Genomic DNA, 23,243 nt, shown 5'->3' on the forward strand with positions numbered 1-23,243 from the left:
CCAGAACGAGATCTCATGTCATAATCGGAAGGCCGTTGCCGCATTCGCGGCGGCGGCTTGTCAAACCGTGATGGCCCCGTGTCGGGAGGAGGCGAAATGCATGTCAAACGAAGCATGCCGGCAGCTGTGCTGGCGACGTTGCTGGCGCTGGGCGGCCTGGTCGGCGCGGTCAAGGCCGTGGAGGCCAAGGTGAACGTGCATCACCGGCTCGAGGTGGAGACCGGCGCCAAGTCGGTCAAGGTGCGGGTGCTGATCGAGAACCGCGGCGACCAGTCGGTATGGATCCCGCGCGAGATCGCCCTGGGCGACGACCTCACCGCCCCGCGCTTCAACCTGCGCACACCCGGGGAAGAACTGGCCTATACCGGCCGCATGGTCAAGCGCGCCGCGCCGGGCCCGGCCGACTACCTCGAGGTCAAGCCGCAGACCACCCACCTGAACACGATCGACATCACCCAGGCCTATGCGTTCAAGCCGGGGCAGCATAGCTACGAAATCCGCTATGCGGGGCCGTGGCTGTCCAGCCTGGGCAAGCTCGATGCGGCCAGCATCAAGAGCAGTCCGGCGATTCCGGTGAAGTTTTCGTTTACGCAGCGCTAGATCATCGTTTTCTGAAACGTAGGGTGGATGGCGCAGCCGTCCACCCTACGGGTATCGAACATCCGGTGTCCGCCATCATTGCTGCACCGGCGTATTCTCCCCAAAATACTCATGTGAATCGGCGTTGTTGATCGCCCGCTCCGGCGCCGATCTCGCCAGTTCGGCGGCGCCGGCCTGGCCGTACACGTGGTCGTCGGTCGCCGCCACCACGTCGAAATGGCTGAGCTCATGCAGCAGGGTGCCGCCGCGCGAATCGGTGCCGGTCACGGCCGCGGCCCAGAATGCCCTGCACACCCACACGGTGTACGGCCGCGCCGGATACACGTACGCAAAATACGGCTCGTCGCAATCGCAATCGATCCTGACCGGCTTGTTCTCGAACGCGTCCTTGATGGCCGTGAAATTGCTCGTGACCTTGGCGCCGCGCGCGGCGTCCAGTGCGCCGAACCAGGTCGAGTAGCGCTCGCCATACTGCTTGCCCGAGGTGAGATAGGCATGGCTGTCGACCGTCATCGCGCGTCCCGCATCCATCGCTGTCACCAATTGCTCCTGCTGGGCGTTCGAGCAGTTGGCGTAGCTCAGGCCGGCGCCGCCCGGTTCCGGCGCCATGCCGGCCGGCTTGGCGCCGCGCGGCAGGCGGCCGTCGACCCAGATGCTGACCGGCTTCGACACCAGTTCGCCGACCACCGGCTGGACACCGGCGCCCGGCGCCGGCATGGCCGCGCTGTGGTAGCGGATCGTGTAGTTGCCGGTCACGCTCATCTCGTACAGCCGCGACAGCTCCACCGTCTTGCTGAGCGAGGCGCCGGGATCCAGGCGCACGTAGTCCGACGGGCCGGGCGCCGCGCGCTTGATGCGCCGGCCGAGGTAGCGCACGGGCTGGCCGTCGCGCCGCACCTCGAACAAGGGCGCTTCCACCCCATCCAGCGGCGTGCGCCAGCGCAGCAGGTGCGCTGTGGCGCCGGTCGTGTTGGTGAGGGTGACGCGCACCATCACGTCGTCGCCACGCTCGACGGTGGGCTTCACCGGGGTGACGGTGACCTCGACGGCGGTTGCGCCGCCGCAGGTAAGCGACAGCACCAGGGCCGCGACGGCGGCCGACGGAAGGATAGGGTGGGGGGACATGGCAGGCTCCAGAAATGATGGCGATTCCCCACTGTCACCCCATCCATGCGCCGCATCTTGTTCTGGTGCAACGTCCATCGCTTCTCTTCTTAAACGAGGTCAATGGGCTGGCGGATACTAAGACAAATAAACAACAGATCATGAATCAATGACGGACCGCCAGGAAGCTATTTGCTATCATGCAACTAAGATATCCAGCAGGTTATTAATTCTTGGTCAAGATGATTGGCCAGAGGCGTTTCCCATGATTACCCAGACGAGCAGTGGTACGACCAGGTCGGTGCGGTTCTTGCAGGCGCGGAGGACGGCATGAGGGAAACCCGGGAAATGATCGACGCCCTGGCGCGAGAAATCGGCCTGGACGACGAGGAAATCGCGGCGCGCCGGAGTTTCCTGCAATTCGACGAGCGCGACGCCGCCATCCTGCGCGAGGTGCACGAGCTGCTGGACCACGAGCGCGACACCTTCTCCGACAGTTTTTACGCGCACCTGCTGGCCTTCCCGCGCATGCGCGAGCTGCTGGCCGATGGCGAGACCACGGCGCGCCTGCGGCGCGCGCAGGCCGGCTATTTCAGCAGCCTGACGTCCGGCGACTACGGCGCGGCCTACATCCACGAGCGCCTGCGCGTGGGCGCGGCCCACCAGCGCATCGGGCTCGACCCGAAATGGTATATCGGCGCCTACCGCAAATACCTGTCCGAGCTATCCAGCATGCTGTGGCAGAAGCTGCACCATGACCCGGTGCGTTTCATCGAGGCCTGGGATGCGGTGCTGAAGGTGGTCTGCTTCGACATGGGGCTGGCGCTCGATACCTATGCCCACGCCGACCAGCGCAACGTGCGCCAGAACCGCGACTACCTGGAGCAAGTCATCGACGGCATGCCGGCCGGCCTGGTGGTGGTGGACGCCGACCGCAAGGTACGCTCGATGAACCGCACGATGGCCGACCTGATCGGCGCGCCCGAAGAGGCGGCCGCGGCCGGGCGCCCGCTCGAGGAATGGCTGCCCGACGCCGGGCTGGCGGCGCGCGTCGACGAGGCGCTGCATACCGGCGCGCCGCAAGACAATGTGCTGGTGACGCTGGACGGCCGTGCCGACGGCGTGCGCTACGTCGAGTTCACCATCCGGCGCACCCGGCAGGCCGGCGGCCACATGCTGCTGCTGATCGGCCAGGACATCACCTTCCGCCGCAAGGCGCGCCTGCGCCTGCAGGAGAGCGAGGAATTCTTCCGGCTCACCTTCAGCCAGGCCGCGGTGGGCATCGTGCTGCTGGGCCCGGACGGACGCCTGCTGCGCGTGAACCGCAAGATGGCGCAGATCCTTGGCTTCAGCGAGGTGGAGCTGCTGCAGCGCTTCTTCCAGCAACTGACTTACGAAGACGACCTGCCCGACGAGCTGGCGCTGATCAAGCGCCTGCGCGCCGGAGAGATCGGCGACTACCAGCGCGAGCGGCGCCTGCTGCGGCGCGACGGCACGCCGATCTGGGTGAACATCAGCGTCTCGACGATGCGCGACGCCAACGGCAACCAGCGCTTCATCTCGGTGGTCGAGGACATCTCGCGCCGCAAGAGCGCCGAGGAAGCGCTGCTGCGCATGGCCAACCACGACGCGCTGACCGGCTTGCCGAACCGGGTGCTGCTGCAGGACCGCCTGGGGCAAGCGATCGTCCACGCGCACCGCGCCGGCACGCAGGTGGCGGTGATGTTCATCGACCTGGACCGCTTCAAGCACGTCAACGACAGCCTGGGCCATGACGCCGGCGACAAGATGATCGTCGAGATCGCGCGCCGCCTGGCGAGCAGCCTGCGCGAGAGCGACACGGTGGCGCGCCAGGGCGGCGACGAATTCGTGGTGGTGCTGCCCGAACTGGCGGGCGAAACCGATGCCGCCACGGTGGCGCAGAAGCTGCTGGATAACCTGTTCCAGCCGCTGCTGCTGTGCGGCCAGGAAGTCTTCCCGACCGGTTCGATCGGCATCGCGATGTACCCGCGCGACGGCCTGGACGCCGCGACCCTGCTCAAGTGCGCCGACAGCGCCATGTACCAGTCAAAAGGCACGGGCGGCAACCACTACAGCTTCTACATGGCCGACATGGGCGCGCAGTCGGTGGAGCACCTGCGCATGGAAGGCGCGCTGCAACGCGCGCTGCAGCGCCAGGAATTCCTGCTGCACTACCAGCCGGTGGTGGACATCGTGACCGGCAACGTGAGCGGGGTGGAAGCGCTGCTGCGCTGGAAACCGCACGGCCAGCCGATGGTGGCGCCGTCGGACTTCATTCCGCTGGCCGAAGAGACCGGCCTGATCGTCCCGATCGGCGAATGGGTGCTGGAGACCGCGATGGCGCAGCAGGTGGCCTGGCTGCGCCGCGGCCTGCCGCCGGTGCGCGTGAGCGTGAACCTGTCGGCGCGCCAGTTCCTGGGCCAGGACGTGGCCCAGCGCGTGGCCGCGCTGCTGGCGAAAACCGGCTGCGATCCGCGCTGGCTGACGCTGGAGATCACTGAAAGCGTCTTGATGCAGAACCCGGCCGCCGCCGCCGAGACCATGGCCAGGCTGGCGAACATGGGCGTGCAGCTGGCGATCGACGATTTCGGGACCGGGTATTCGAGCCTGGCGAGTCTGAAGCGCTTTCCGATCCACAGCCTGAAGATCGACCGCAGTTTTGTCAGCGACCTGACCCAGGACGCGGACGACGCCGCGATCGTCAATGCGGTGATCGCGCTGGCGCATTCGATGAAGCTGAACGTGATCGCGGAAGGGGTGGAAACGTCGGAGCAGCTCGCCTTCCTGCACGCGCATGGGTGCGATCAGATGCAGGGGTATTGTTTCAGCAGGCCGGTGGAGCCGCAGGGGATCGAGGCGTTGTTGAAGGCGGCGGAGGCGGCGTAGACCGGAAGGTCCGCCCGCCACGCAAAGTGGGCGTCGCCCGCGGCCAAGCGGCAGCTGGATTGACAATTGAGCTATATCGCCCCGAAAATGGTGCGATGATTCAGGGGTCAGGCAGGCGCCCTGGCGCCATCTGACCATGTACACCTTTACCAGGAACCGCAGGAATGACCATCCTCGTGACGGGCGGAGCGGGCTTCATCGGCTCGAACTTCGTCATCGACTGGCTGGCGCGGCATGACGAGCCAGTCGTCAACCTCGACAAGCTGACCTACGCAGGCAATCTCCAGAACCTCGCCAGCCTCGAAGGCGACCCGCGCCACCACTTCGTGCGCGGCGACATCGGCGATGGCGCCATGGTAGGCCGCCTGCTGGCCGAACACCGGGTTCGCGCGGTGCTCAATTTCGCGGCCGAAAGCCATGTCGACCGCTCGATCGAGGGCCCGGGCGCCTTTATCCAGACCAATATCGTCGGCACCTTCCAGCTGCTCGAAGCGGTGCGCGCCTACTGGAACGGCCTGGAGCCGGCCGCGCAGTCGGCATTTCGCTTCCTGCACGTCTCCACCGATGAAGTGTACGGCTCGCTGTCGGGCGATGCGCCGGCGTTCAACGAGCAGAACCGCTACGAACCGAACAGCCCATACTCGGCCAGCAAGGCGGCGTCGGACCACCTGGTGCGCGCCTACCACCATACCTATGGCTTGCCGGTGCTGACCACCAATTGCTCGAACAATTACGGCCCGTTCCACTTCCCGGAAAAACTGATCCCGTTGGTGATCCACAATGCGCTGGCCGGCAAGCCGCTGCCGATCTATGGCGACGGCCGGCAGATCCGCGACTGGCTGTACGTGCTCGACCACTGCAGCGCCATCCGCCGCGTGCTGGCCGCAGGCCGGCTGGGCGAGACCTACAACGTTGGCGGCTGCAACGAGAAGGCGAATATCGACGTGGTGCGCACCTTGTGCGCGATCCTGGACGAGCTGCGTCCGCGCGCCGATGGCGCGTCTTACGCGACCCAGATGACCTTCGTGAAGGACCGTCCCGGACACGACCGCCGCTACGCGATCGACGCCGGCAAGCTGGAACGCGAGCTGGGCTGGCGACCGGCCGAAACCTTCGAGACCGGCATCCGCAAGACGGTCGGGTGGTATCTGGCCAATGGCGAATGGGTGCGCAACGTCACCAGCGGCGGCTACCGCGAGTGGATCGACCGGCAATATGCCGATGGGCGGCCGGCCGCATGAAGATCTTGTTGCTCGGCAAGGACGGCCAGGTTGGCTGGGAACTGCAGCGTGCACTGGCGCCGCTGGGCGAACTGCGTGCGTGTGGCCGTGGCGAAGGCGATTTTGCCGACCCCGGGGCGCTGCGCGCGCTGGTGCGCGCTGTCGCTCCCGACGTCATCGTCAATGCCGCGGGCTACACGGCGGTGGACGAGGCCGAGAGCGACCGGCACGCCGCGCACGCTTGCAATGCGGTCGCGCCCGGCGTCCTGGCCGAAGAGGCGGCCGCGCAAGGCGCCTGGCTGGTGCATTATTCGACCGACTACGTGTTCGACGGCTCGAAGGTGGGCGCGTGGGTCGAGACCGACGTTGCCAATCCGTTGTCGGTGTATGGCCGCACCAAGGCCGAGGGCGAGGAGCGGATCCGCGCCAGCGGCGCCAGGCACCTGATCCTGCGCACCAGCTGGGTATTCGCTGCGCGCGGCGGCAATTTTGCCAGGACCATACTGCGCCTGGCGAAGGAGCGCGAGACCCTGAGCGTGGTGGCCGACCAGCACGGCGCCCCGACCGGCGCCGAGCTGCTGGCCGATGCCACGGCGCTGGCGCTGCATCGTATCGCGGCCCTGGGGGATGCGGCGTTGCGGCTGTCCGGTACCTACCACCTCGCCGCAAGCGGCAGCGCCACCTGGCACGCGTATGCCAGGCATGTGCTGGCGCAGGCGCAGGCGCACGGCGCGGTGTTGAAGGCCGGGCCGGATCGCGTGCAGCCGATCGCTGCCAGCGCCTTTCCGGCGCCGGCCGTGCGACCGGCGAATTCACGCCTGGATTGCAGCAAGTTCTGCGCGGGTTTCGGCCTGGTGCTGCCCGACTGGCGCTATCACGTGAACCGCATGATCGCCGAGCTGGCGGCGCAAGGAAACCTATGAGCGAACCCAAGAAACGCAAGGGCATCATCCTGGCTGGCGGCAGCGGCACCCGCCTGCATCCGGCCACGCTGGCGATCTCCAAGCAGTTATTGCCGGTGTTCGACAAGCCGATGATTTATTACCCGCTGAGCACGCTGATGCTGGGCGGGATTCGCGACATCCTGATCATCTCAACGCCGCAGGATACGCCGCGTTTCCAGCAATTGCTGGGTGACGGTGCGCGCTGGGGACTGAATCTCTCGTACGCGGTGCAGGCATCGCCCGATGGCCTGGCGCAGGCTTTCCTCATCGGCGAACACTTCCTCGGCGACGCGCCTTCGGCGCTGGTATTGGGCGACAACCTGTTTTACGGTCACAATCTTCATCCGATGCTCGAGCGGGCCAACGCGCGTCACGACCTCGCGAGCATATTCGCCTACCATGTCCAGGATCCCGAGCGCTATGGCGTGGTCGAGTTCGACAGCGAAGGCAAGGCGGTCACCCTCGAGGAAAAGCCGGCCGTGCCGCGTTCGAACTATGCCGTCACGGGCTTGTACTTCTACGACCGCGACGTCGTGGCGATGGCGCGCGACCTGAAGCCGTCTTCCAGGGGCGAACTCGAGATCACCGACCTGAATCGCGCGTATCTAAAGATGGGCAAGCTGAACGTGGAAGTCATGGGGCGTGGCTATGCCTGGCTCGATACCGGTACGCACGAATCGCTCCTCGACGCCAGCCAGTTCATCGCCACGATCGAGCGGCGCCAGGGCCTGAAAGTGTCGTGCCCCGAAGAGATTGCCTTTCGCAAAGGGTGGATCGATGCGCGGCAGCTCGAGACACTGGCGTCGTCGATGAAGGGCAACAGCTATGGACAGTATCTGTTGCGCACGGCAAAAGAAGGACTCTGATGGAGATTACGCGGCTGGCGATCCCCGACGTCTTGCGCATCGTTCCCCGTTCATTCGGCGACGAGCGCGGCTTCTTCTACGAGAGCTTTCGCCAGGATCTCTTCGATGCGGCGGTGGGCCGCAGAGTAGCGTTTGTCCAGGATAACCATTCCGGTTCGGCCTGCAATGTGCTGCGCGGCCTGCATTACCAGGTCCGGCAGGCGCAAGGCAAGCTGGTGCGCGTCGTGAGCGGAAGCGTGTTCGACGTGGCGGTCGATCTGCGCCGCTCGTCGCCAACCTTCGGCCATTGGGTGGGCGAGGTGCTCAGCGCCGAAAACCGGGCGCAGATGTGGGTGCCCGAAGGTTTCGCTCACGGTTTCATCGTGCTGTCCGCCAGCGCCGAGACGGTCTACAAGGCGACCGACTATTATGCGCCGGAGCACGAGCGCTGCATCGCCTGGGACGATCGCCACCTGGCAATCGGGTGGCCGCGCACGTCCGCGCCGGTCGTGTCGGCCAAGGATCGCCAGGGCCTGCCATTTGCAGCGGCCGAACTGTTCGACTGACGCACCGCTCCGGAACCTTGTGTCCGGACCTGTCAGCCGCGTTCGTCATTCCCTTCACGCACCGACCGCGGCGGCAACTGAATCGCCGCCAACGCCCCATACAACGGCGGACTGAGCACCCGCGACACCGTACTCGCCACGACCGCACAAGCCATCAGGCTCAGCACCATCCCGTGTCCATCCACCATCTCCATGACGATGATGAAGGCCGTCAGCGGCGCCTGGGTCGCCGCAGCCAGAAAGCCGACCATCCCCAGCGCGATCAGCGCCGGCGCATGCGGATACCCGGTCAGCACGGCAATGTCATGACCCAGGGCGGCGCCGATCGACAGCGATGGCGCGAAAATCCCGGCCGGGACGCCCGACCAGGCGGTCAGCCAGGTGGCAGCGAACTTGAACAAGGCAAATGCCACCGGCAAGCCGGCCTCGTTCTCGAGCAGGCCGCGGGTCGCCTCGTTGCCGCTGCCATAGGTAGCGCCGCCGCTGACGATGCCGATGATGGCGACCACGAGACCGCAGCCGAAGGCGAAACGCACCGGGTAACGGGCGCGCCAGCGGCTGGGCAGGTCGGGCGAGGTGCCGCGCAGGCTGGCCAGCAGCAACCGCGCGAACAGGCCGCCGGCCGCGCCGCACACGATGGCCGCCAGCAGCCCCGGCCACAACAGCGACAGGCCGATCGGGCCGGGATGGATCACGCCGAAGTGGGGGCCGTTGCCGTGAACGGAGACGGCGATCAGGCCGGCCAGCACGATGCCCGCCACGATCAGGCCGCTATTGCGTTGCTCGGGTGTGCGCGACAACTCTTCGATCGCGAACATGATGCCCGCCAGCGGGGTATTGAAGGCGGCGGCGATGCCGGCCGCGCCGCCCGCCACCAGCAGGGAGTGCGCGCTGATGCCGCTGCGCCGCGGCAGCCAGCGCCGGGCCGACAGCATCACGCCGGCCGCGATCTGCACCGACGGGCCTTCGCGCCCCAGCGACAAGCCGCCCAGCAGGCCGGCCGAGGTCAGGCCGATCTTGGCAAGGCTCAGCTTGAGCGACACGAGGAGGGGACGGCGCCCGCCCGACAGCACGGGATCGAGCGCCGCCATCACCTGCGGGATGCCCGAGCCGCCGGCGCCGCGCACATAACGGCGCGTCACCCAGACGATGGCGGCGCAGCACAGCGGCGTCCAGATCAGCGGCGCCCACCATGCGTGGTCACTCAGTTGCTGGAATCGGCCAAAGGCGGATTCGGCGAGCCAGGTGAAGGCGACCACGACCAGACCGGCGATGGCGGCCATGCTGACCACGACGATCCGGGTGCGCCAGAGATGAGGAGAAACGAATTCACGCCGGAAGGCGGAGCGCACATCGTGCGAAGAGGGTTCGGGCGGCATGATGGCCGATAAATAGTGGAAGCCATCATTATAAACATTTGTACGAATGTATTGCTGCTGGTGTGCAGCAGAACTCGTCGATTGTGTTGTTTATACCAGAATCAGCGATGCCACGCGGCGTAAAACAGCCGGCAAGGTGGGCGGCGCGTAATTCGTGCCACCGGCACGTTCGTAATTCGTGCCACTGGCACGAATTACCCCACGCGTCCGGATCACGCATGCCTGGCGGCAGAGCGGGCGATGTGGAACGCGTGGATGGCAGAGCCATCCACCCTGCCAGGGTGGCATCAGGGGAGCTAGCGCGGCCCATCTCCCGGCGTCCCCGAGCTCTCGGCGCCCTCGGCCAGCCGCTCGCTGATCTTGTCATCGCTGGCGCGCCCCACATCATCCTGCGCCGCACGGTCGAGGTGGGTGCCTGCCGAGCCGCCGGTCGCCGCGCCGCCGATCTCCGACTGGCTGCTTTGTCCTTCTTCCGACTTGCCCAGCACGCCGCCGGCGATCGGCCCGGAGGCATTGCCATGGCTGCTCTGCGCCGCGCCGGCCGGGCCGACGTTGCTTTCAGGCGAAGCCTTGGCGAAGTTGCTATGGATGCCGGACTGCTGGCTGCCCGCGCCGATGCTCGACGTACCGCTCATGTCGTCGGTCACGAAGCCCGCATAGGAATCGGCGCGGCCCTGGCGCAGGCCCTGGCCTGGATTGTCCTGCTGGAGGTCCTTCGGTTGTTTATCTTCCATGATGCTCTCCTTGGCACAGCTGACAAAATGACCATCTGGGTCTGCCTGCCGTCGTTCCCAATAGGAGGGGAGAGCGCCTGCGCGTAGGATTTTCCGTTCACGCTGCCTGATCGCGCCCGACGGGCGCGCCTAGCGTGCCTGGCGTGACCGCACCGGCTGCAGCTGCGGCGCCAGCGCGATCACCTTGTCGCGGCCGGCCGACTTGGCTGCGTACAGGGCGGCGTCGGCGCGCGCCAGGGTTGCCTTGAACGGCTCGTCGGTCTGGGTCGCCGTCACGCCGATGCTCAGCGTCAGCGGGAATTGTCCGGCATGGCGCTGCAGCGTGGCGGCCAGCTGGCGCAGCTCGTCCTGCAGCTTTTCGCCGACCGTGCAGGCCGCAGCCAGCGTGGTTTCCGGCAGCAGCACCGCGAACTCGTCGCCGCCCAGGCGTGCCATGCAGTCGGCCGCGCGCAGCGAGGCGCGGGCGCGTTCGGCCACCAGTTGCAGGGCGACGTCGCCGGCTTCGTGGCCGCCGCTGTCGTTGATGGCCTTGAAATGGTCGAGGTCGATCAGCATCAGGGCCAGCGGCTGGCCGTTGCGCCGGCTGCGCGCCAGCTCGCGCTCGGCGATGTCGAAGAAGGCCTTGCGCGACCAGGCGCCGGTCAGGTGGTCGTGGTTGGCGATGTACTCGGCCTGGTGCAGGATGTGGCGGTGCATGGTCAGCAGGCCGCCCAGGGTCAGTGCGGGCAGCGCCAGCGCGGCGGCGGTCAGGATCGCCAGGCTGGCGGTGCCCGGCTGCAGCAGCGAGCCGGGTGGTTCTGCCGCCAGCAGCAGCCAGGCCATGCGCACCGCGTGGCCCACCACGACCAGGGCGCACATGAGCAGCACGAAGCGCTGCACCTTGTTCAGGGTGGCTGGCGCCTGCTGCGGGGGTAGTCCGGTCATGGGCCGGGCCGGGCCGGCGCCGCGGCGCACCAGCACGCTGCGCGCGATGTCGGCGCAGACGGCAGCCTGAAACAGCGAGGCCACGGCGCTGCGCGCGGCAAAGGAATCGACGTGGTAATGGAAGAGCGCGATCAGCAGGCCGACGGCGCCGACCAGCAGGGACAGCGGCTTGATGCTGGCCGGCAGGCCGGCCAGCTGGCGGTAGCCGGCCGCCAGCGCGGCGCCGGCGCCGGCATAGGCCATATTGGCCACCTCATAGGCCAGCAGCGGCGGCAGTTCACGGCCGAAGGCGTACAGCAGATTGCCCACCAGTCCCAGGACGGTGGACGCCAGCATCGCGCGCATGCCCCGCACGTTCTCCGATCCGGCCGCCAGCAGGGCCAGGAAGACGAGAAAGCAGAGCAGGGCGGCGATCAGGAAGATCTGCTGGGTGGCGAGCATGTGGACAGGCCTGTGCGCCGTGGCGCGGTGAAAGGGGCGATCGGCGGTATTATGCCCCGTAATCTGCCCCGTAATCTTGCCATCCGGAATGTTGGGGTTGGCGGGGTAGTCGCCGACCCTGCGACAGCGGGCGGATTACCCGACTACATACCGCTTCGACACTCCCAGCCCGACGGTCTGGCCGCTGGCGCCATAGATCGCGCCGGTCGGCGCATTGGTCGGGGTGCGCAGGGCGTTGAGCACGCCCTGGTTGTGCGCCAGCTGCTTGCTGATCAGCATGCCGTTGACGCGGTTGAGTTCTTTTGCTTCGCGGGCCACGTGCAGCATGCGCTGCCATTGTTCCCGCCCTGCGCCATCGTCGATGGCGGCCAGCCAGGGCTCCATGCCCGCTTCCGATCCTTCGCAGCCGGCTGCCCGCAGCGCCGCGTGGCGCTGTTGCGACAGGCCCGACAGGCTCGCCAGCAGCGCGTTCTTTTGCGTGGTCAGGCTGGACAGCTCGTCGGCGTCGAGCGCGACCAGGGATTGCTGTTCCTGTTTCATCAATGCCACGAGGGCATCGAGGTGCTGGTGTTCTGCGGCAATAGTCTGGATCGGGCTCGGCGTCATGGTTTAGCGTTGTCTTGAATGGAGCAAGTCGCGTACGGTTTCTAGCAAGCCGTCCGCCACTTTCTCGGAGTTGACTTGGAACTGGCCATCGGCGATGGCCATCTTGATGCGTTCGACCTTTTTCGCGTCGAACACCTGCGCGCCGCCGCCCACCGCATTGGCCATGGCCTGGCCTTGCGAGGACAGCCGGACGCTGTCGGTCTGCGCCTGGGGCGTCGGCGCCGTCGTTGCGGCCTTGTCGGCGCCACGCGCGGTATTCGTCTGCGTGGCCGCCGGCTGGAGGCCGGGGTTGCCCTTGAGCGTATCGTTGATTTTCACAGCATCATCCTTCTCGGTTCGAAGCTACAAGCTCCGGGATCTGCTTGATGTAACGGCTGCGCCTTTACAAACTTTAGCGATCAATCACGAAATCGATGCGTCAAAATCTACAATTACTTTAGAGAACTATTTCCACCATCCCGCCGTTGCGCGCCAGGCCGCTGACGACGGTGCCGGACTGGGTGCGCACCTGCACCACCTGGCCGTCGCTGGCGTTGTTGATCGCCTTCGCTTCGCTCGAAACCGAGAAGTTCGAACCGCGCGAAACCAGTCGTACCGCCTGGCCCTGCTTGATCACCTGTTGCGCGCGCAAGGTGTCCGTGCGTAGCGCGGTGCCGGCCGGCAGCGAGATGGTCGGGGTGCGGCCGATCGCCTGCGCCATGTCGGTGATGATGCCGTTCGGCATGGCGGCGATGTCGGCCTTCACCAGCACCAGCTGGCTCCCGTCGAGCGGCTGGCCCTGGGCCAGCGGCACGGCGGCGGCGACGTAGTCGGCCACCACGCTCACCTGCGCCTGCAGGTACAGCGACCAGGCCGGGGCGCTGCAGCGCACGCCCACCGTGGTCTTGCCCCAGGGGCGGGCGCCCGGTTGCAGGAAGGCTTCGGGCGCTGGGCAGGCCGGCAGCGAGAGGCGTGGATCGACGTCGCCCAACTTCACCGTCACCTGGCCCGGCAGGCCGGCGCTCTGGGTCTTCAGGAATTGCTCGGCGACCGCGCGCACCGCTTCCGGTTTCTGGCGGGCGGCGGCGGGCGTCTGTTGCGCCTGGGCGCCGCCGACCAGCAGAGCCAGCAGCGAAAAAGCGACAAATTGCTGTTTCATAGTGATTCCAGTTGAAGGGAGATCGGGAATGCTGCAATCTTAGGTCTAATGATTCCGTAGCGAAACATTGAATAGCGGGGGATTTCCACCTCCTTATCCGTCGATTGCCCGGCAAGCCGGGTCCGTATCATCGCTTCTGTCCCAACAAGCCACCACCGGAGGCAGCATGATCGGCAATCTCGACAACTACCTGCGTTTCAATGAAACCGCACTGTCCCTGCGCTCCCAGCGCCAGGAACTGCTGGCGTCGAACATCGCCAACGCCGACACGCCCAACTACAAGGCGCGCGACATCGACTTCGCCAGCGCCCTGCAGAACGCGATGACGGGCGGCAAGAACGCCGGCGCGATGAACACCACCAATAACAGCCATATGCCGCGCGGCGCCGCCACCGGCGACACCCTGGCCAATGGCACGCCGGTGCTGTACCGCGGCGTGGTGCAGGGCAGCGTCGACGGCAATACCGTCGACATGGACGTCGAGCGCAACCAGTTCGCCGACAACGCGCTGCGCTACGAGGCCGGGATCATGATGATCAACAGCCAGCTCAAGGGCCTGATGACGGCGCTGCAGAGCCAATAAGGAGCGGGTTGACCATGTCGCTATTTAATATCTTCAATGTGTCGGGCTCGGCGATGAGCGCCCAGGCCCAGCGCCTGAACACCACCGCCAGCAACCTGGCCAATGCCGACAGCGCCACTTCGCCCACCGGCGAAGCCTACCGCGCCAAGGCGGTCGTGTTCGAGTCGGTGCCGACCGCCTCGGGCGCCACCGGCGTGCGCGTGCGCGAAGTGGTCGAAGACCCGTCGCCGCTCAAGCAGGTCTACGACCCCAAGCATCCGATGGCCGACGACAAGGGCTATGTGTCGATGCCCAACGTGAACGTGGTCGACGAGATGGTGAACATGCTGTCGGCCTCGCGCTCCTACCAGACCAACGTCGAAACCATGAACGCAGCCAAGACCATGCTGCTCAAGACCCTGACCATCGGACAATAACCTTCTACTCATCATGACCAGCCCGATCAGCACCCAGAGCGCCACCTCGAATATTTCCGACCTGCAGTCGGCGATGAACGCCAAGCCGAAGGCCGAGACCGACAGCGTCCAGGCCGATACCGACAAGTTCATGACCCTGCTCGTCACCCAGCTGCAGAACCAGGATCCCTTGAACCCGATGGACAACGCGCAGATGACCAGCCAGCTGGCCCAGCTGCAGACCGTGACCGGCGTGAACAAGCTGAACACGACCCTGGAATCGCTCAAGTCGAGCTACCAGTCGACCGAATCGCTGCAGGCGACCCAGCTGATCGGCTCCGGTGTGCTGGTCGAGGGCGACGGCATCCTGCTGCACAAGAGCCAGGCGATCCTGGGCGTGGAGCTGGAAACCCCGGCCGACAAGGTGCAGGTCGTCATCAGCGATTCCAGCGGCAAGGACGTCGCCTCGCTGGAAATGGGCGCACAGGAAGCGGGCATCATCCCGATCGCCTGGGACGGCGTGCCAGACCCGAACAAGCTCGACGCCGACGGCAAGCCGGTGGTGCTGGCGGACGGCGCGTATTCCTTCCGCGTGGTGGCCAGCCGCGGCGGCGAAACGCTCAAGGACGCCAAGGCGCTGGCCTTCGACAGCGTCGCCAGCGTCACCACCGGCGGCAAGGATGGCGTCAAGCTCAATCTGCCGGGCAAGGGTTCCGTGACCCTGGCCGACATCAAGCAAGTCATGTAAGCAAGCCGCTTACCTTTTACCTCATTCAGGAGCATTACCATGTCTTTCCAACAAGGCTTGAGCGGCTTGAACGGCGCCGCCAAATCGCTTGACGTCATCGGCAACAATATCGCCAACGCCAGCACGGTCGGTTTCAAGGGCTCGACCACCCAGTTCGCCGACGTCTACGCGAACGCGCTCAACGGCGCCGGCGGCACCCAGGCCGGCATCGGCGTGAAGGTCGCGGCCATCGCCCAGCAATTCAACCAGGGCAATATCGAAACCTCGGGCAATCCGCTCGACATCGCCATCAACGGCGCCGGCTTCTTCCGCATCGAGCAGGCCGGCGTGGTCCAGTATTCGCGCAATGGCCAGTTCTCGCTCGACAAGAACGGCTACATCGTCAACGCCCAGGGCGCCAAGCTGACCGGCTACGGCCTCGGCGCGAACGGCCAGCTGGCCGCCGGCGCCCCGGTGCCGATCCAGATCGACACCTCGGACCAGCCGCCGAAGGTCACCTCGAACATCTTCGCCGAGATCCAGCTCGATTCGCGCTCGCAGCCGCCGGCCAACAAGCCGTTCAACCCGAACGATCCGACCACCTATAACAAGCAGAGCCCGCTGAGCACCTACGACACGCTGGGCAACCCGCACACCCTGTCGCTGTACTACGTGAAGACCGAAGCCGGCGAGTGGGATGTCTACACCAGCATGGACGGCACCGAGATGGAGTCGGCGAAAGCCGCCGGCGTTACCCTGACCGACGCCGGCGTGCTGGGCGCCCGCACCACCTGGGACAACGCCGACGCGGCGGGCAAGGCGGGCGCCATCACCGCCTACGCCACCTCGGCTGCGAATGCCGTGCGCACCGCCGCCGTCGCCGCCGATCCGGCCATGAGCGCGGACGACCAGGCCAAGATCGCCGCCACCGCCACCGCCGCCGCCGCCATTCCCGGCGCCACGCCGGAGCAGGTCAACGCCGCGATCATGAAAGTGCTGGCCGTGGCGCCGAAACCGCTCGGCACCCTGCATTTCGACACCAATGGCGCGCTGAACATGGCCACCAGCGGCACCGGCCCCGGCTTCAACGGCAAGTTCTCGGCCTCGCTGCCGGTCGTGCCGTCCACCGGCGCCGAGCTGCAGATCCCGGTGACCTTCGACTTCGCCAAGAGCACCCAGTATGGCAACGCCACCAGCGAGAAGCGACTGGACCAGGACGGCTACAAGCCGGGCGCCCTGCAGCGCTTCACCACCGGCGCCGACGGCATCATCCTGGGCCAGTACAGCAATGGCCAGACCAAGCCGCTGGGCCAGGTGATCCTGGCCAATTTCACCAACCCGAACGGGCTCGAGCCGCTGGGTAACAACGCCTGGGCCGAATCGGCCCAGTCGGGCACCCCGCTGATCGGCACCGCCGGCACCGGCGGCATGGGCGTGCTGCAGGCGGGCTCGGTCGAAGCGTCGAGCGTCGACCTGACCGCCGAGCTGGTCAACATGATCACCGCGCAGCGCGTCTACCAGGCGAATGCGCAGACCATCAAGACGCAGGACTCGGTGCTGCAGACGCTGGTGAACCTGCGTTGATGATCATGCTGGCGGTGCTTGAACGCGCCGCCGCATTTCCGCACTACTTAAGGACCACACCATGGACCGCCTGATCTACACCGCCGCCTCCGGCGCCAAGCACATCCTCGAGCAGCAGGCCACGACCTCGAACAACCTGGCCAACGTCAGCACCACCGGCTTCCGGGCCCAGATGGACGTGTTCCGCGCCGCGCCGGTGCAGGGCCCGGGCCTGCCGACGCGCGCCTTCGTGGTCGACTCGACCGCCGGCAACGATTTCTCGTCGGGCGCGCTGCAGGTCACGGGCCGCGACCTGGACGTGGCGGTGAAGGGGCAGGGCTGGCTGGCAGTGCAGATGCCGGACGGCACCGAGGCGTATACCCGCAACGGTTCGCTGCAGATGAGCCCGAACGGCGTGCTGACCACCGCGTCCGGCCAGACGGTCGCCGGCGAGGGCGGTCCGATCACCATCCCGCCCGACGCCACCGTGACGGTCGGCGGCGACGGCACGATCTCGACCATCTCCAACGTCGATTCGCCGGCCGCGCCGGCCGTGCTGGGCCGCCTGAAGCTGGTCAATCCTCCTGAAGGCGACCTGGTGCGCGGCGACGACGGATTGTTCCGCCTGAAGGATGGCGGCAACGCCCAGCCCGACCCCAATGTGCGGGTGGCGGGCGGCGCGCTCGAGGGCAGCAACGTCAATCCGGTCGATTGCATGGTCGATATGATCTCCCTGGCAAGGTCGTTCGACACGCAAATGAGCCTGTTGAAGAACGCCGAGAATAACGCCGCAAAAGCGACCCAGATCCTCGCTTTGAATTGATAGTTGCCCCGGCATAATTCTATTGTGCGTGGCGGTGTTCGCCTGCCACCAATAGGAGAATGCCATGATTCGTTCGCTGTACATCGCCAAGACCGGTCTGGAAGCCCAGCAGACCAACCTGGACGTCATTTCGAACAACCTCGCCAACGTCAGCACCAACGGCTTCAAGAAGTCGCGCGCCGTGTTCGAGGACCTGCTGTACCAGAACGTGCGCCAGCCCGGCGCCCAGTCGTCGCAGCAGACCAACCTCCCATCGGGCCTGCAGATCGGTACCGGTGTGCGCACCGTCGCCACCGAGCGCATCCACACCCAGGGCAACCCCCAGCTGACCGGCAATGACAAGGACGTCATGGTCAACGGTCCCGGCTACTTCCCGGTCCTGATGCCGGACGGCACCCAGGCATATACCCGCGACGGCTCCTTCCAGAAAGACCAGAACGGCCAGCTCGTCACCTCGAGCGGCTTCGTGGTCCAGCCCGCCATCACCGTGCCGGTGAACGCCGAATCGATCAGCGTCGGCCGCGACGGCACCGTGTCGGTCAAGATCGCCGGCGAAACCGCGATGACCCAGATCGGCGCCCTGCAGCTGGCCACCTTCATCAATCCCGCCGGCCTCGAGTCGCGCGGCGAGAACCTGTACGTCGAGACCACCGCCTCCGGCGCGCCGAACCTCAACGTGCCAGGCACCAATGGCGCAGGCAACCTGATGCAAGGGTATGTCGAAGCGTCGAACGTCAACGTGGTCGAAGAGATGGTCGCCATGATCCAGACGCAGCGCGCGTACGAGATCAACAGCAAGGCGATCACGACCTCCGACCAGATGCTTCAGAAACTGTCCCAGCTCTAATCCACGCCCATGAAAAGCCTGTCCCTGTCCTTCCTCGCCGCCGTCGTGCTGCTCGCCGGTTGCAATACCGCGCCGACCACCATCGTGCAAGGCCCGACCAGCGCCCGTCCGATGCTGGTCGACAACGCGCCGGCCACCGACGGCGCGATCTTCAACGTCAACAGCTACCGCCCGATGTTCGAAGACCGCCGTGCGCGCCATATCGGCGACCTGCTGACCGTCAACATCAGCGAGCGCACCACCGCCAACAAGACCGGCGCCAGCTCGGGCAACAAGACCGGCAGCGCCAGCTTCACCGCGCCGGGGCTGTTGGCGGGCAAGATCGGCGCCGGGGTCGACCTGGAGTCGGGCACCAAGTATGCCGACGGCGACAACCAGAGCGCCTCGAACAACTTCAGCGGCACCATCGGCGTGACCGTCACCGAAGTGCTGCCCAACGGTAACCTGATCGTGGCCGGCGAAAAGCAGGTCGCGATGAACAAGGGCACCGAGTTCATCCGCTTCTCGGGCATGGTCAGCCCGGACACGATCCAGGCCGGCAATACGGTCTCGTCGGCGGTGATCGCCGATGCGCGGGTCGAATACCGCACCAACAGCCGTCTCGACCGCGCCGAGGTGACCTCGATGCTGTCGCGCTTCTTCCTGTCGATGCTGCCGTTCTGATTGTTCTGATTGTTCTGATTGTTAGAGAATTCCATGCGTAAAATCACCGTCTTCATGCTGCTCGCCGCCGTTCTCGGGGGAACTGCTCCAGTGGCCCAGGCCGAGCGCCTGAAGGACCTGGCGACCATCGCCGGCGTGCGCCAGAACCAGTTGTCCGGCTACGGCATCGTCGTGGGCCTGGACGGCACCGGCGACCAGACCACGCAAACCCCGTTCACCGTGCAGTCGATCAAGGCGATGCTGCAGCAGAAGGGCATCAACCTGCCGCCCGGCGTCCAGCTGCAGCTGAAGAACGTGGCGGCCGTCATGGTCACCACCTCGCTGCCGGCCTTCGCCCAGCCGGGCCAGACGCTGGACATCACCGTGTCGTCGATCGGCAACGCGAAAAGCCTGCGCGGCGGCACCTTGCTGATGGCGCCGCTGCACGGCGCCGACGGCCAGGTGTACGCGATGGCCCAGGGCAGCCTGGTGGTCGGCGGCGTCGGCGCGCAAGCCCCGGGCGGCGGCGCGCAGGTGCAGGTGAACCACCTGTCGGTGGGCCGCATCTCGGGCGGCGCGACCGTCGAGCGCGCGGTGGCCTCGAACCTGGGCGCGGACAACCAGATCCGCCTGGAACTGAAAGAGACCGATTTCGCCACCGCGGCGCGCGTCGTGGAGGCTGTCAACGACCAGTTCGGTCCCGGCGTCGCGACCGCACTCGACGGCCGCGTGGTGCGCGTGCGCACCCCGTCGTCGAGCGACCAGCGCGTGGCCTTCCTGGGCCAGCTGGAACAGATCGACGTCAAGCAGCCGCTGGCCTCGGCCAAGGTGATCATGAACGCGCGCACCGGTTCGGTCGTGATGAACCAGGCCGTGATGCTGGAAAACTGCGCGATCTCGCACGGCAACCTGTCGGTGACGATCGGCGCCGACACGCAGGTGAGCCAGCCGAATCCGGGCAGCCTGGGCGCCACCGTCGTGACCCAGAACCCGACCGTCGAGATCAGGAAGGAACCGGGCCAGGTGCTCAACGTGAAGGGCGGCGCCTCGCTGGCCGAAGTGGTGAAGGCGATGAATTCGATCGGCGCCACCCCGCAAGACCTGCTGGCCATCCTGCAGGCGCTGAAGGCGTCCGGTTCGCTGCGCGCCGAACTCGAGATCATCTAATCATCAAACCTGACTGAATCGAGCCCCGCATGATCGCTTCGACACTCTCCTCCGACCAGACCGCCAAACTCGCGCTCGACACCAACAGCCTCAATGGCTTGCGGCAGAGCGCGAAGGACGGCTCGCCGGCCGCCATGAAGGAAGCGGCGACCCAGTTCGAGGCGATGTTCATCAATATGATGATGAAGAGCATGCGCGACGCCACGCCGCAGGAAGGCCTGATGGACAACCAGCAGACCAAGACCTTCACCACCATGCTCGACCAGCAGACCAGCCAGAACCTGGCCAAGCGCGGCGTCGGCCTGGCGGACGTGCTGGTGCGTCAGCTGAGCTCGCAGCAGATGGGCCAGCAGGCGCTGGCGATCGGCGCCGATGGCATGAACGGGGCAGCGGCGGCGGGCGCGGCCGCCGGTGCCACCGCGCCTGGCATGCGGGGCCTGCCGACGGCGATGAACGCCGCCGCCATGTACCAGCATGGCGCGATGGCCGGCCAGGCCGCCAGCAAGGCGCCGCCGCTGCCGGCCACCACCGAGAGCGGCCGGGTGCAGGCGCCGCACGTGCGCGCCTTCCAGGAAAAGCTGCACGAGCACGCGCACGCGGCCGAACAGACCACCGGCGTGCCTGCCAAGTTCATGCTGGGCCAGGCGGCGCTCGAAACCGGCTGGGGCAAGCGCATGATCAAGAATGCCGACGGCACCAGCAGCAACAACCTGTTCGGCATCAAGGCCGGCCCGGGCTGGAAAGGCAAGGTCGCCCTTGCCACCACGACCGAGTATGTCAATGGCAAGCCGCAGACCCGCGTCGAGAAATTCCGCGCCTACGACACGCCGGCCGATTCCTTCCGCGACTATGCCAGGCTGATCACGAACAATCCGCGTTACGAAAAAGTCATCGCCAACGGTGGCGACGCCGAATCGTTCGCCAGGGGCCTGCAGCGCGCCGGCTACGCGACCGACCCGAACTACGCGGCCAAGCTGACCCGATTGATCAAGCACTCGCTGGCCTGACGACCTGGCCCGGAAAAATGTCCTTGCAAATGACCGTCAAGTTTTTCCCAAACCTGCCGTAGACGGACTTGTTAAAGAGAGAAAACAATCATGAGCAGCCTTCTCGCCATCGGTAAGACCGGCCTGTACGCCGCCCAGGCGGCCCTGTCCACGACCGGCCACAACATCACCAACGCCAATGTGGCCGGCTATAGCCGCCAGGTGGTGGTGCAGGCGACCGCGGCGGCCCTGAACACCGGCGTCGGCTTCATGGGCACCGGCACCCAGATCGCGCAGATCAAGCGCTACAGCGACGACTTCCTGAACACGCAGGTGCGCAACGCCCAGGCCAGCACCAGCGGCCTGGAATCGTATTATTCGCAGATCAAGCAGATCGACAACCTGCTGGCCGACACCACGTCCGGCCTGACTCCGGCGATGCAGGGCTTCTTCAAGGGCGTGCAGGACATGGCGGCCAACCGCGCCTCGGTGCCGTCGCGCCAGGCCATGCTGTCGAGCGCCGAATCGCTGGCCACGCGCCTGAACGGCCTGGACGCGCGCCTGGGCGAGATCCGCGAGGGCGTCAATTCCGAGATCGAGTCGAGCGTCACCGCGATCAATACCTACGCCAAGCAGATCGCCAAGCTCAATGAGCAGATCGGCAACTACGCCTCGTCGCCGCAGCGTCCGCCGAACGACTTGCTGGACCAGCGCGACCAGCTGGTGCTGGAACTGAACAAGTACGTCAAGGCCACCGTGCTGCCGGGCGATAACAACAGCCTGACGGTCTCGATCGGCAACGGCCAGCCGCTGGTGGTGGGCCAGGATTCCTTCCAGCTGGCGACGATGCAGTCGCCGACCGACCTGACCCGCCTCGAAGTGGGTTACCAGGTGGGCGACAAGGTGTCGGTGCTGCCCGACGGCGCCCTGCCGGGCGGCAAGCTGGGCGGCGTGCTCGAGTTCCGCAGCACTACCCTGGACAAGGCCCAGAGCCAGCTGGGCAAGATCGCGATCGGCCTGGCCTACGAATTCAACCGCCAGCACGAGCTGGGCCTGGACCAGAACGGCCAGCCGGGCAAGGCCTTCTTCAGCGAAGCGCCCGCCTATGTGGGCAAGAGCGTCAACAGCTCGCCGCTGAGCACGTCCGAGCTGACGGCCAAGGTCGTCGACCCGTCGAAGCTGACCGACAACGACTACGAGGTCAAGTTCTCCGAAGGCCGCTACCACGTGCTGAGCCTGCCGGACCGCCAGTCGGTCGGCTCGGTCGAACCCGACGCCAACGGCGACGCCACCCTGGAAGTGGGCGGCGTGGAGATGACGTTCTCGAAGAGCGCGCGCGAGGGCGACACCTTCCTGGTGCGGCCGACCATCAACGGCGCGGCCGACTTCAAGGTGCTGGCCACCGACGTGTCGCAGATCGCGGCCGCGGCCCCGGTCCTGAGCAATGAACCTTCGAGCAACATCGGCAGCGGCAAGATCAGCGAGATCAAGGTCGACAGCGAGTTCCTGGACACGCCGCCCACGCTGCCGATCACGCTCAGCTTCAACAAGGGCGCCGCCGGCGCGCCGGACACGCTGACCGGTTTCCCGGCCGGCGAGACGGTCTACAAGGTCGACGACAAGGGCAACAAGACGCCGATCACGGGCGACGTCGTGTTCGAGAACGGCGCCACCTACAGCTTCGGCGGCATCACCGTGACGATGACCGGCGCCCCGGGCGGCGGCGACCAGTTCGAGATCGCCTCCAACGTCAACGGCGTCGGCGACACCCGCAACATCGCGGCGCTGGGCGAGCTGCAGACCAGGAACATCTTCAACGGCGGCACCGCGACCGTCCAGTCCTCGTACGCCCAGATGGTGAGCGAAGTCGGCAACAAGACGCGCGAAGTCCAGATCAACGCCTCGGCCAGCAATTCGCTGCTGGCGCAGGCCGCCGGCGCCCAGGCCGACGTCTCGGGCGTCAACCTGGACGAGGAAGCCACCAACCTGATCAAGTACCAGCAGGCCTACCAGGCGGCCAGTAAGGTGATGCAGATCGCCGGCACGATCTTCGATTCGCTGCTGTCGATCGGCCGCTAACGCCTGACCCGGAGCAAAGACCA

General features: G+C 66.3%; 23 protein-coding genes. 16 read left to right on the forward strand and 7 right to left on the reverse strand.

Going from position 1 to position 23,243, the window contains the following annotated elements; genetic code table 11:
* The first annotated feature begins 96 nt into the window (after positions 1-96).
* Positions 97-600 carry a hypothetical protein gene (locus DIR46_RS19190; RefSeq protein ID WP_109346664.1) on the forward strand — a complete coding sequence of 168 codons (504 nt, stop codon included), beginning with the start codon at positions 97-99 and terminating at the stop codon, positions 598-600.
* Positions 601-675: 75 nt separating this feature from the next.
* On the opposite strand, the gene DIR46_RS19195 is transcribed toward DIR46_RS19190, so the two are convergent.
* Complete coding sequence (locus DIR46_RS19195) at positions 676-1,725, reverse strand: M35 family metalloendopeptidase (protein WP_109346665.1); 1,050 nt, start codon at positions 1,723-1,725, stop codon at positions 676-678.
* 309 nt (positions 1,726-2,034) lie between these two features.
* On the opposite strand from DIR46_RS19195, the gene DIR46_RS19200 reads away from it, so the two are divergent.
* The 5 genes from DIR46_RS19200 to rfbC all read left to right on the forward strand — a co-directional run bounded on the left by DIR46_RS19200 (position 2,035) and on the right by rfbC (position 8,186).
* On the forward strand, positions 2,035-4,611 hold the full coding sequence (locus DIR46_RS19200; RefSeq protein WP_109346666.1) for an EAL domain-containing protein: 2,577 nt from the start codon (positions 2,035-2,037) through the stop codon (positions 4,609-4,611).
* A gap of 164 nt (positions 4,612-4,775) precedes the next feature.
* Positions 4,776-5,852 (forward strand): dTDP-glucose 4,6-dehydratase, encoded by a 1,077-nt coding sequence (gene rfbB / locus DIR46_RS19205; protein WP_109346667.1) that lies wholly within the window; start codon positions 4,776-4,778, stop codon positions 5,850-5,852.
* Positions 5,849-6,754, forward strand: coding sequence for a dTDP-4-dehydrorhamnose reductase (rfbD, locus tag DIR46_RS19210; RefSeq protein WP_109346668.1), 906 nt, complete (start codon positions 5,849-5,851; stop codon positions 6,752-6,754). The genes rfbB and rfbD overlap by 4 nt, the downstream gene beginning before the upstream one ends.
* The gene (gene rfbA / locus DIR46_RS19215) at positions 6,751-7,641 is read left to right on the forward strand and encodes a glucose-1-phosphate thymidylyltransferase RfbA (RefSeq protein ID WP_109346669.1); all 891 of its coding nucleotides are present in this window, start codon (positions 6,751-6,753) and stop codon (positions 7,639-7,641) included. Before rfbD ends, rfbA begins: the two co-directional genes overlap by 4 nt.
* On the forward strand, positions 7,641-8,186 hold the full coding sequence (rfbC, locus tag DIR46_RS19220; RefSeq protein WP_162819575.1) for a dTDP-4-dehydrorhamnose 3,5-epimerase: 546 nt from the start codon (positions 7,641-7,643) through the stop codon (positions 8,184-8,186). Before rfbA ends, rfbC begins: the two co-directional genes overlap by 1 nt.
* 32 nt (positions 8,187-8,218) lie before the next feature.
* Here the strand turns inward: rfbC and DIR46_RS19225 are convergent, their stop codons facing one another.
* From DIR46_RS19225 to flgA, 6 genes are all read right to left on the reverse strand, one after another.
* On the reverse strand, positions 8,219-9,565 hold the full coding sequence (locus DIR46_RS19225; protein ID WP_109346670.1) for a chloride channel protein: 1,347 nt from the start codon (positions 9,563-9,565) through the stop codon (positions 8,219-8,221).
* A gap of 296 nt (positions 9,566-9,861) precedes the next feature.
* A complete protein-coding gene (locus tag DIR46_RS19230; protein ID WP_109346671.1) occupies positions 9,862-10,299 on the reverse strand; it encodes a hypothetical protein in 438 nt (145 codons plus the stop codon).
* A 129-nt stretch (positions 10,300-10,428) separates the two neighbouring features.
* On the reverse strand, positions 10,429-11,664 hold the full coding sequence (locus DIR46_RS19235) for a GGDEF domain-containing protein (RefSeq protein ID WP_109346672.1): 1,236 nt from the start codon (positions 11,662-11,664) through the stop codon (positions 10,429-10,431).
* Between the two features lie 135 nt (positions 11,665-11,799).
* The gene (locus tag DIR46_RS19240) at positions 11,800-12,270 is read right to left on the reverse strand and encodes a flagella synthesis protein FlgN (protein WP_109346673.1); all 471 of its coding nucleotides are present in this window, start codon (positions 12,268-12,270) and stop codon (positions 11,800-11,802) included.
* Positions 12,271-12,273: 3 nt separating this feature from the next.
* Positions 12,274-12,588 (reverse strand): flagellar biosynthesis anti-sigma factor FlgM, encoded by a 315-nt coding sequence (gene flgM, locus DIR46_RS19245; protein WP_109346674.1) that lies wholly within the window; start codon positions 12,586-12,588, stop codon positions 12,274-12,276.
* A gap of 118 nt (positions 12,589-12,706) precedes the next feature.
* On the reverse strand, positions 12,707-13,408 hold the full coding sequence (gene flgA / locus DIR46_RS19250; RefSeq protein WP_109346675.1) for a flagellar basal body P-ring formation chaperone FlgA: 702 nt from the start codon (positions 13,406-13,408) through the stop codon (positions 12,707-12,709).
* 166 nt (positions 13,409-13,574) lie between these two features.
* On the opposite strand from flgA, the gene flgB reads away from it, so the two are divergent.
* The 10 genes from flgB to flgK all read left to right on the forward strand — a co-directional run bounded on the left by flgB (position 13,575) and on the right by flgK (position 23,220).
* The gene (gene flgB, locus DIR46_RS19255) at positions 13,575-13,991 is read left to right on the forward strand and encodes a flagellar basal body rod protein FlgB (RefSeq protein ID WP_109346676.1); all 417 of its coding nucleotides are present in this window, start codon (positions 13,575-13,577) and stop codon (positions 13,989-13,991) included.
* A 14-nt stretch (positions 13,992-14,005) separates the two neighbouring features.
* Positions 14,006-14,407: a flagellar basal body rod protein FlgC gene (flgC, locus tag DIR46_RS19260; protein WP_071361650.1), complete on the forward strand. Its 402-nt coding sequence runs from the start codon at positions 14,006-14,008 to the stop codon at positions 14,405-14,407.
* 13 nt (positions 14,408-14,420) lie between these two features.
* Positions 14,421-15,134 carry a flagellar hook assembly protein FlgD gene (locus tag DIR46_RS19265; RefSeq protein ID WP_109346677.1) on the forward strand — a complete coding sequence of 238 codons (714 nt, stop codon included), beginning with the start codon at positions 14,421-14,423 and terminating at the stop codon, positions 15,132-15,134.
* Positions 15,135-15,173: 39 nt separating this feature from the next.
* A complete protein-coding gene (locus DIR46_RS19270) occupies positions 15,174-16,697 on the forward strand; it encodes a flagellar hook protein FlgE (RefSeq protein ID WP_109346678.1) in 1,524 nt (507 codons plus the stop codon).
* Positions 16,698-16,758: 61 nt separating this feature from the next.
* On the forward strand, positions 16,759-17,499 hold the full coding sequence (flgF, locus tag DIR46_RS19275; protein ID WP_109346679.1) for a flagellar basal-body rod protein FlgF: 741 nt from the start codon (positions 16,759-16,761) through the stop codon (positions 17,497-17,499).
* A gap of 64 nt (positions 17,500-17,563) precedes the next feature.
* Positions 17,564-18,346, forward strand: coding sequence for a flagellar basal-body rod protein FlgG (gene flgG, locus DIR46_RS19280; RefSeq protein ID WP_109346680.1), 783 nt, complete (start codon positions 17,564-17,566; stop codon positions 18,344-18,346).
* Between the two features lie 9 nt (positions 18,347-18,355).
* Complete coding sequence (locus tag DIR46_RS19285; protein WP_109346681.1) at positions 18,356-19,009, forward strand: flagellar basal body L-ring protein FlgH; 654 nt, start codon at positions 18,356-18,358, stop codon at positions 19,007-19,009.
* Positions 19,010-19,042: 33 nt separating this feature from the next.
* A complete protein-coding gene (locus tag DIR46_RS19290; protein WP_109346682.1) occupies positions 19,043-20,155 on the forward strand; it encodes a flagellar basal body P-ring protein FlgI in 1,113 nt (370 codons plus the stop codon).
* Positions 20,156-20,184: 29 nt separating this feature from the next.
* Positions 20,185-21,162: a flagellar assembly peptidoglycan hydrolase FlgJ gene (gene flgJ, locus DIR46_RS19295; RefSeq protein WP_109346683.1), complete on the forward strand. Its 978-nt coding sequence runs from the start codon at positions 20,185-20,187 to the stop codon at positions 21,160-21,162.
* 90 nt (positions 21,163-21,252) lie between these two features.
* Positions 21,253-23,220, forward strand: a complete 1,968-nt coding sequence (gene flgK, locus DIR46_RS19300; RefSeq protein WP_109346684.1) for a flagellar hook-associated protein FlgK — start codon at positions 21,253-21,255, stop codon at positions 23,218-23,220.
* The last annotated feature ends 23 nt before the right edge of the window (positions 23,221-23,243 follow it).

It is taken from the genome of Massilia oculi (genome assembly GCF_003143515.1).
GTDB classification, from domain to species: Bacteria; Pseudomonadota; Gammaproteobacteria; order Burkholderiales; family Burkholderiaceae_D; genus Telluria; species Telluria oculi.

Excerpts from the sequence above, each read along its gene's own strand:
- flgA (WP_109346675.1), bottom strand. The coding sequence starts at position 13,408 with ATGAAACAGCAATTTGTCGCTTTTTCGCTGCTGGCTCTGCTGGTCGGC.
- DIR46_RS19230 (WP_109346671.1), bottom strand. The coding sequence starts at position 10,299 with ATGGAAGATAAACAACCGAAGGACCTCCAGCAGGACAATCCAGGCCAG.
- rfbD (WP_109346668.1), top strand. The coding sequence starts at position 5,849 with ATGAAGATCTTGTTGCTCGGCAAGGACGGCCAGGTTGGCTGGGAACTG.
- DIR46_RS19235 (WP_109346672.1), bottom strand. The coding sequence starts at position 11,664 with ATGCTCGCCACCCAGCAGATCTTCCTGATCGCCGCCCTGCTCTGCTTT.
- DIR46_RS19225 (WP_109346670.1), bottom strand. The coding sequence starts at position 9,565 with ATGCCGCCCGAACCCTCTTCGCACGATGTGCGCTCCGCCTTCCGGCGT.
- flgB (WP_109346676.1), top strand. The coding sequence starts at position 13,575 with ATGATCGGCAATCTCGACAACTACCTGCGTTTCAATGAAACCGCACTG.
- DIR46_RS19195 (WP_109346665.1), bottom strand. The coding sequence starts at position 1,725 with ATGTCCCCCCACCCTATCCTTCCGTCGGCCGCCGTCGCGGCCCTGGTG.
- DIR46_RS19290 (WP_109346682.1), top strand. The coding sequence starts at position 19,043 with ATGCGTAAAATCACCGTCTTCATGCTGCTCGCCGCCGTTCTCGGGGGA.
- DIR46_RS19265 (WP_109346677.1), top strand. The coding sequence starts at position 14,421 with ATGACCAGCCCGATCAGCACCCAGAGCGCCACCTCGAATATTTCCGAC.
- flgG (WP_109346680.1), top strand. The coding sequence starts at position 17,564 with ATGATTCGTTCGCTGTACATCGCCAAGACCGGTCTGGAAGCCCAGCAG.
- rfbB (WP_109346667.1), top strand. The coding sequence starts at position 4,776 with ATGACCATCCTCGTGACGGGCGGAGCGGGCTTCATCGGCTCGAACTTC.
- flgJ (WP_109346683.1), top strand. The coding sequence starts at position 20,185 with ATGATCGCTTCGACACTCTCCTCCGACCAGACCGCCAAACTCGCGCTC.
- DIR46_RS19200 (WP_109346666.1), top strand. The coding sequence starts at position 2,035 with ATGAGGGAAACCCGGGAAATGATCGACGCCCTGGCGCGAGAAATCGGC.
- flgC (WP_071361650.1), top strand. The coding sequence starts at position 14,006 with ATGTCGCTATTTAATATCTTCAATGTGTCGGGCTCGGCGATGAGCGCC.
- DIR46_RS19285 (WP_109346681.1), top strand. The coding sequence starts at position 18,356 with ATGAAAAGCCTGTCCCTGTCCTTCCTCGCCGCCGTCGTGCTGCTCGCC.
- DIR46_RS19270 (WP_109346678.1), top strand. The coding sequence starts at position 15,174 with ATGTCTTTCCAACAAGGCTTGAGCGGCTTGAACGGCGCCGCCAAATCG.
- flgF (WP_109346679.1), top strand. The coding sequence starts at position 16,759 with ATGGACCGCCTGATCTACACCGCCGCCTCCGGCGCCAAGCACATCCTC.
- rfbA (WP_109346669.1), top strand. The coding sequence starts at position 6,751 with ATGAGCGAACCCAAGAAACGCAAGGGCATCATCCTGGCTGGCGGCAGC.
- flgK (WP_109346684.1), top strand. The coding sequence starts at position 21,253 with ATGAGCAGCCTTCTCGCCATCGGTAAGACCGGCCTGTACGCCGCCCAG.
- DIR46_RS19240 (WP_109346673.1), bottom strand. The coding sequence starts at position 12,270 with ATGACGCCGAGCCCGATCCAGACTATTGCCGCAGAACACCAGCACCTC.
- DIR46_RS19190 (WP_109346664.1), top strand. The coding sequence starts at position 97 with ATGCATGTCAAACGAAGCATGCCGGCAGCTGTGCTGGCGACGTTGCTG.
- rfbC (WP_162819575.1), top strand. The coding sequence starts at position 7,641 with ATGGAGATTACGCGGCTGGCGATCCCCGACGTCTTGCGCATCGTTCCC.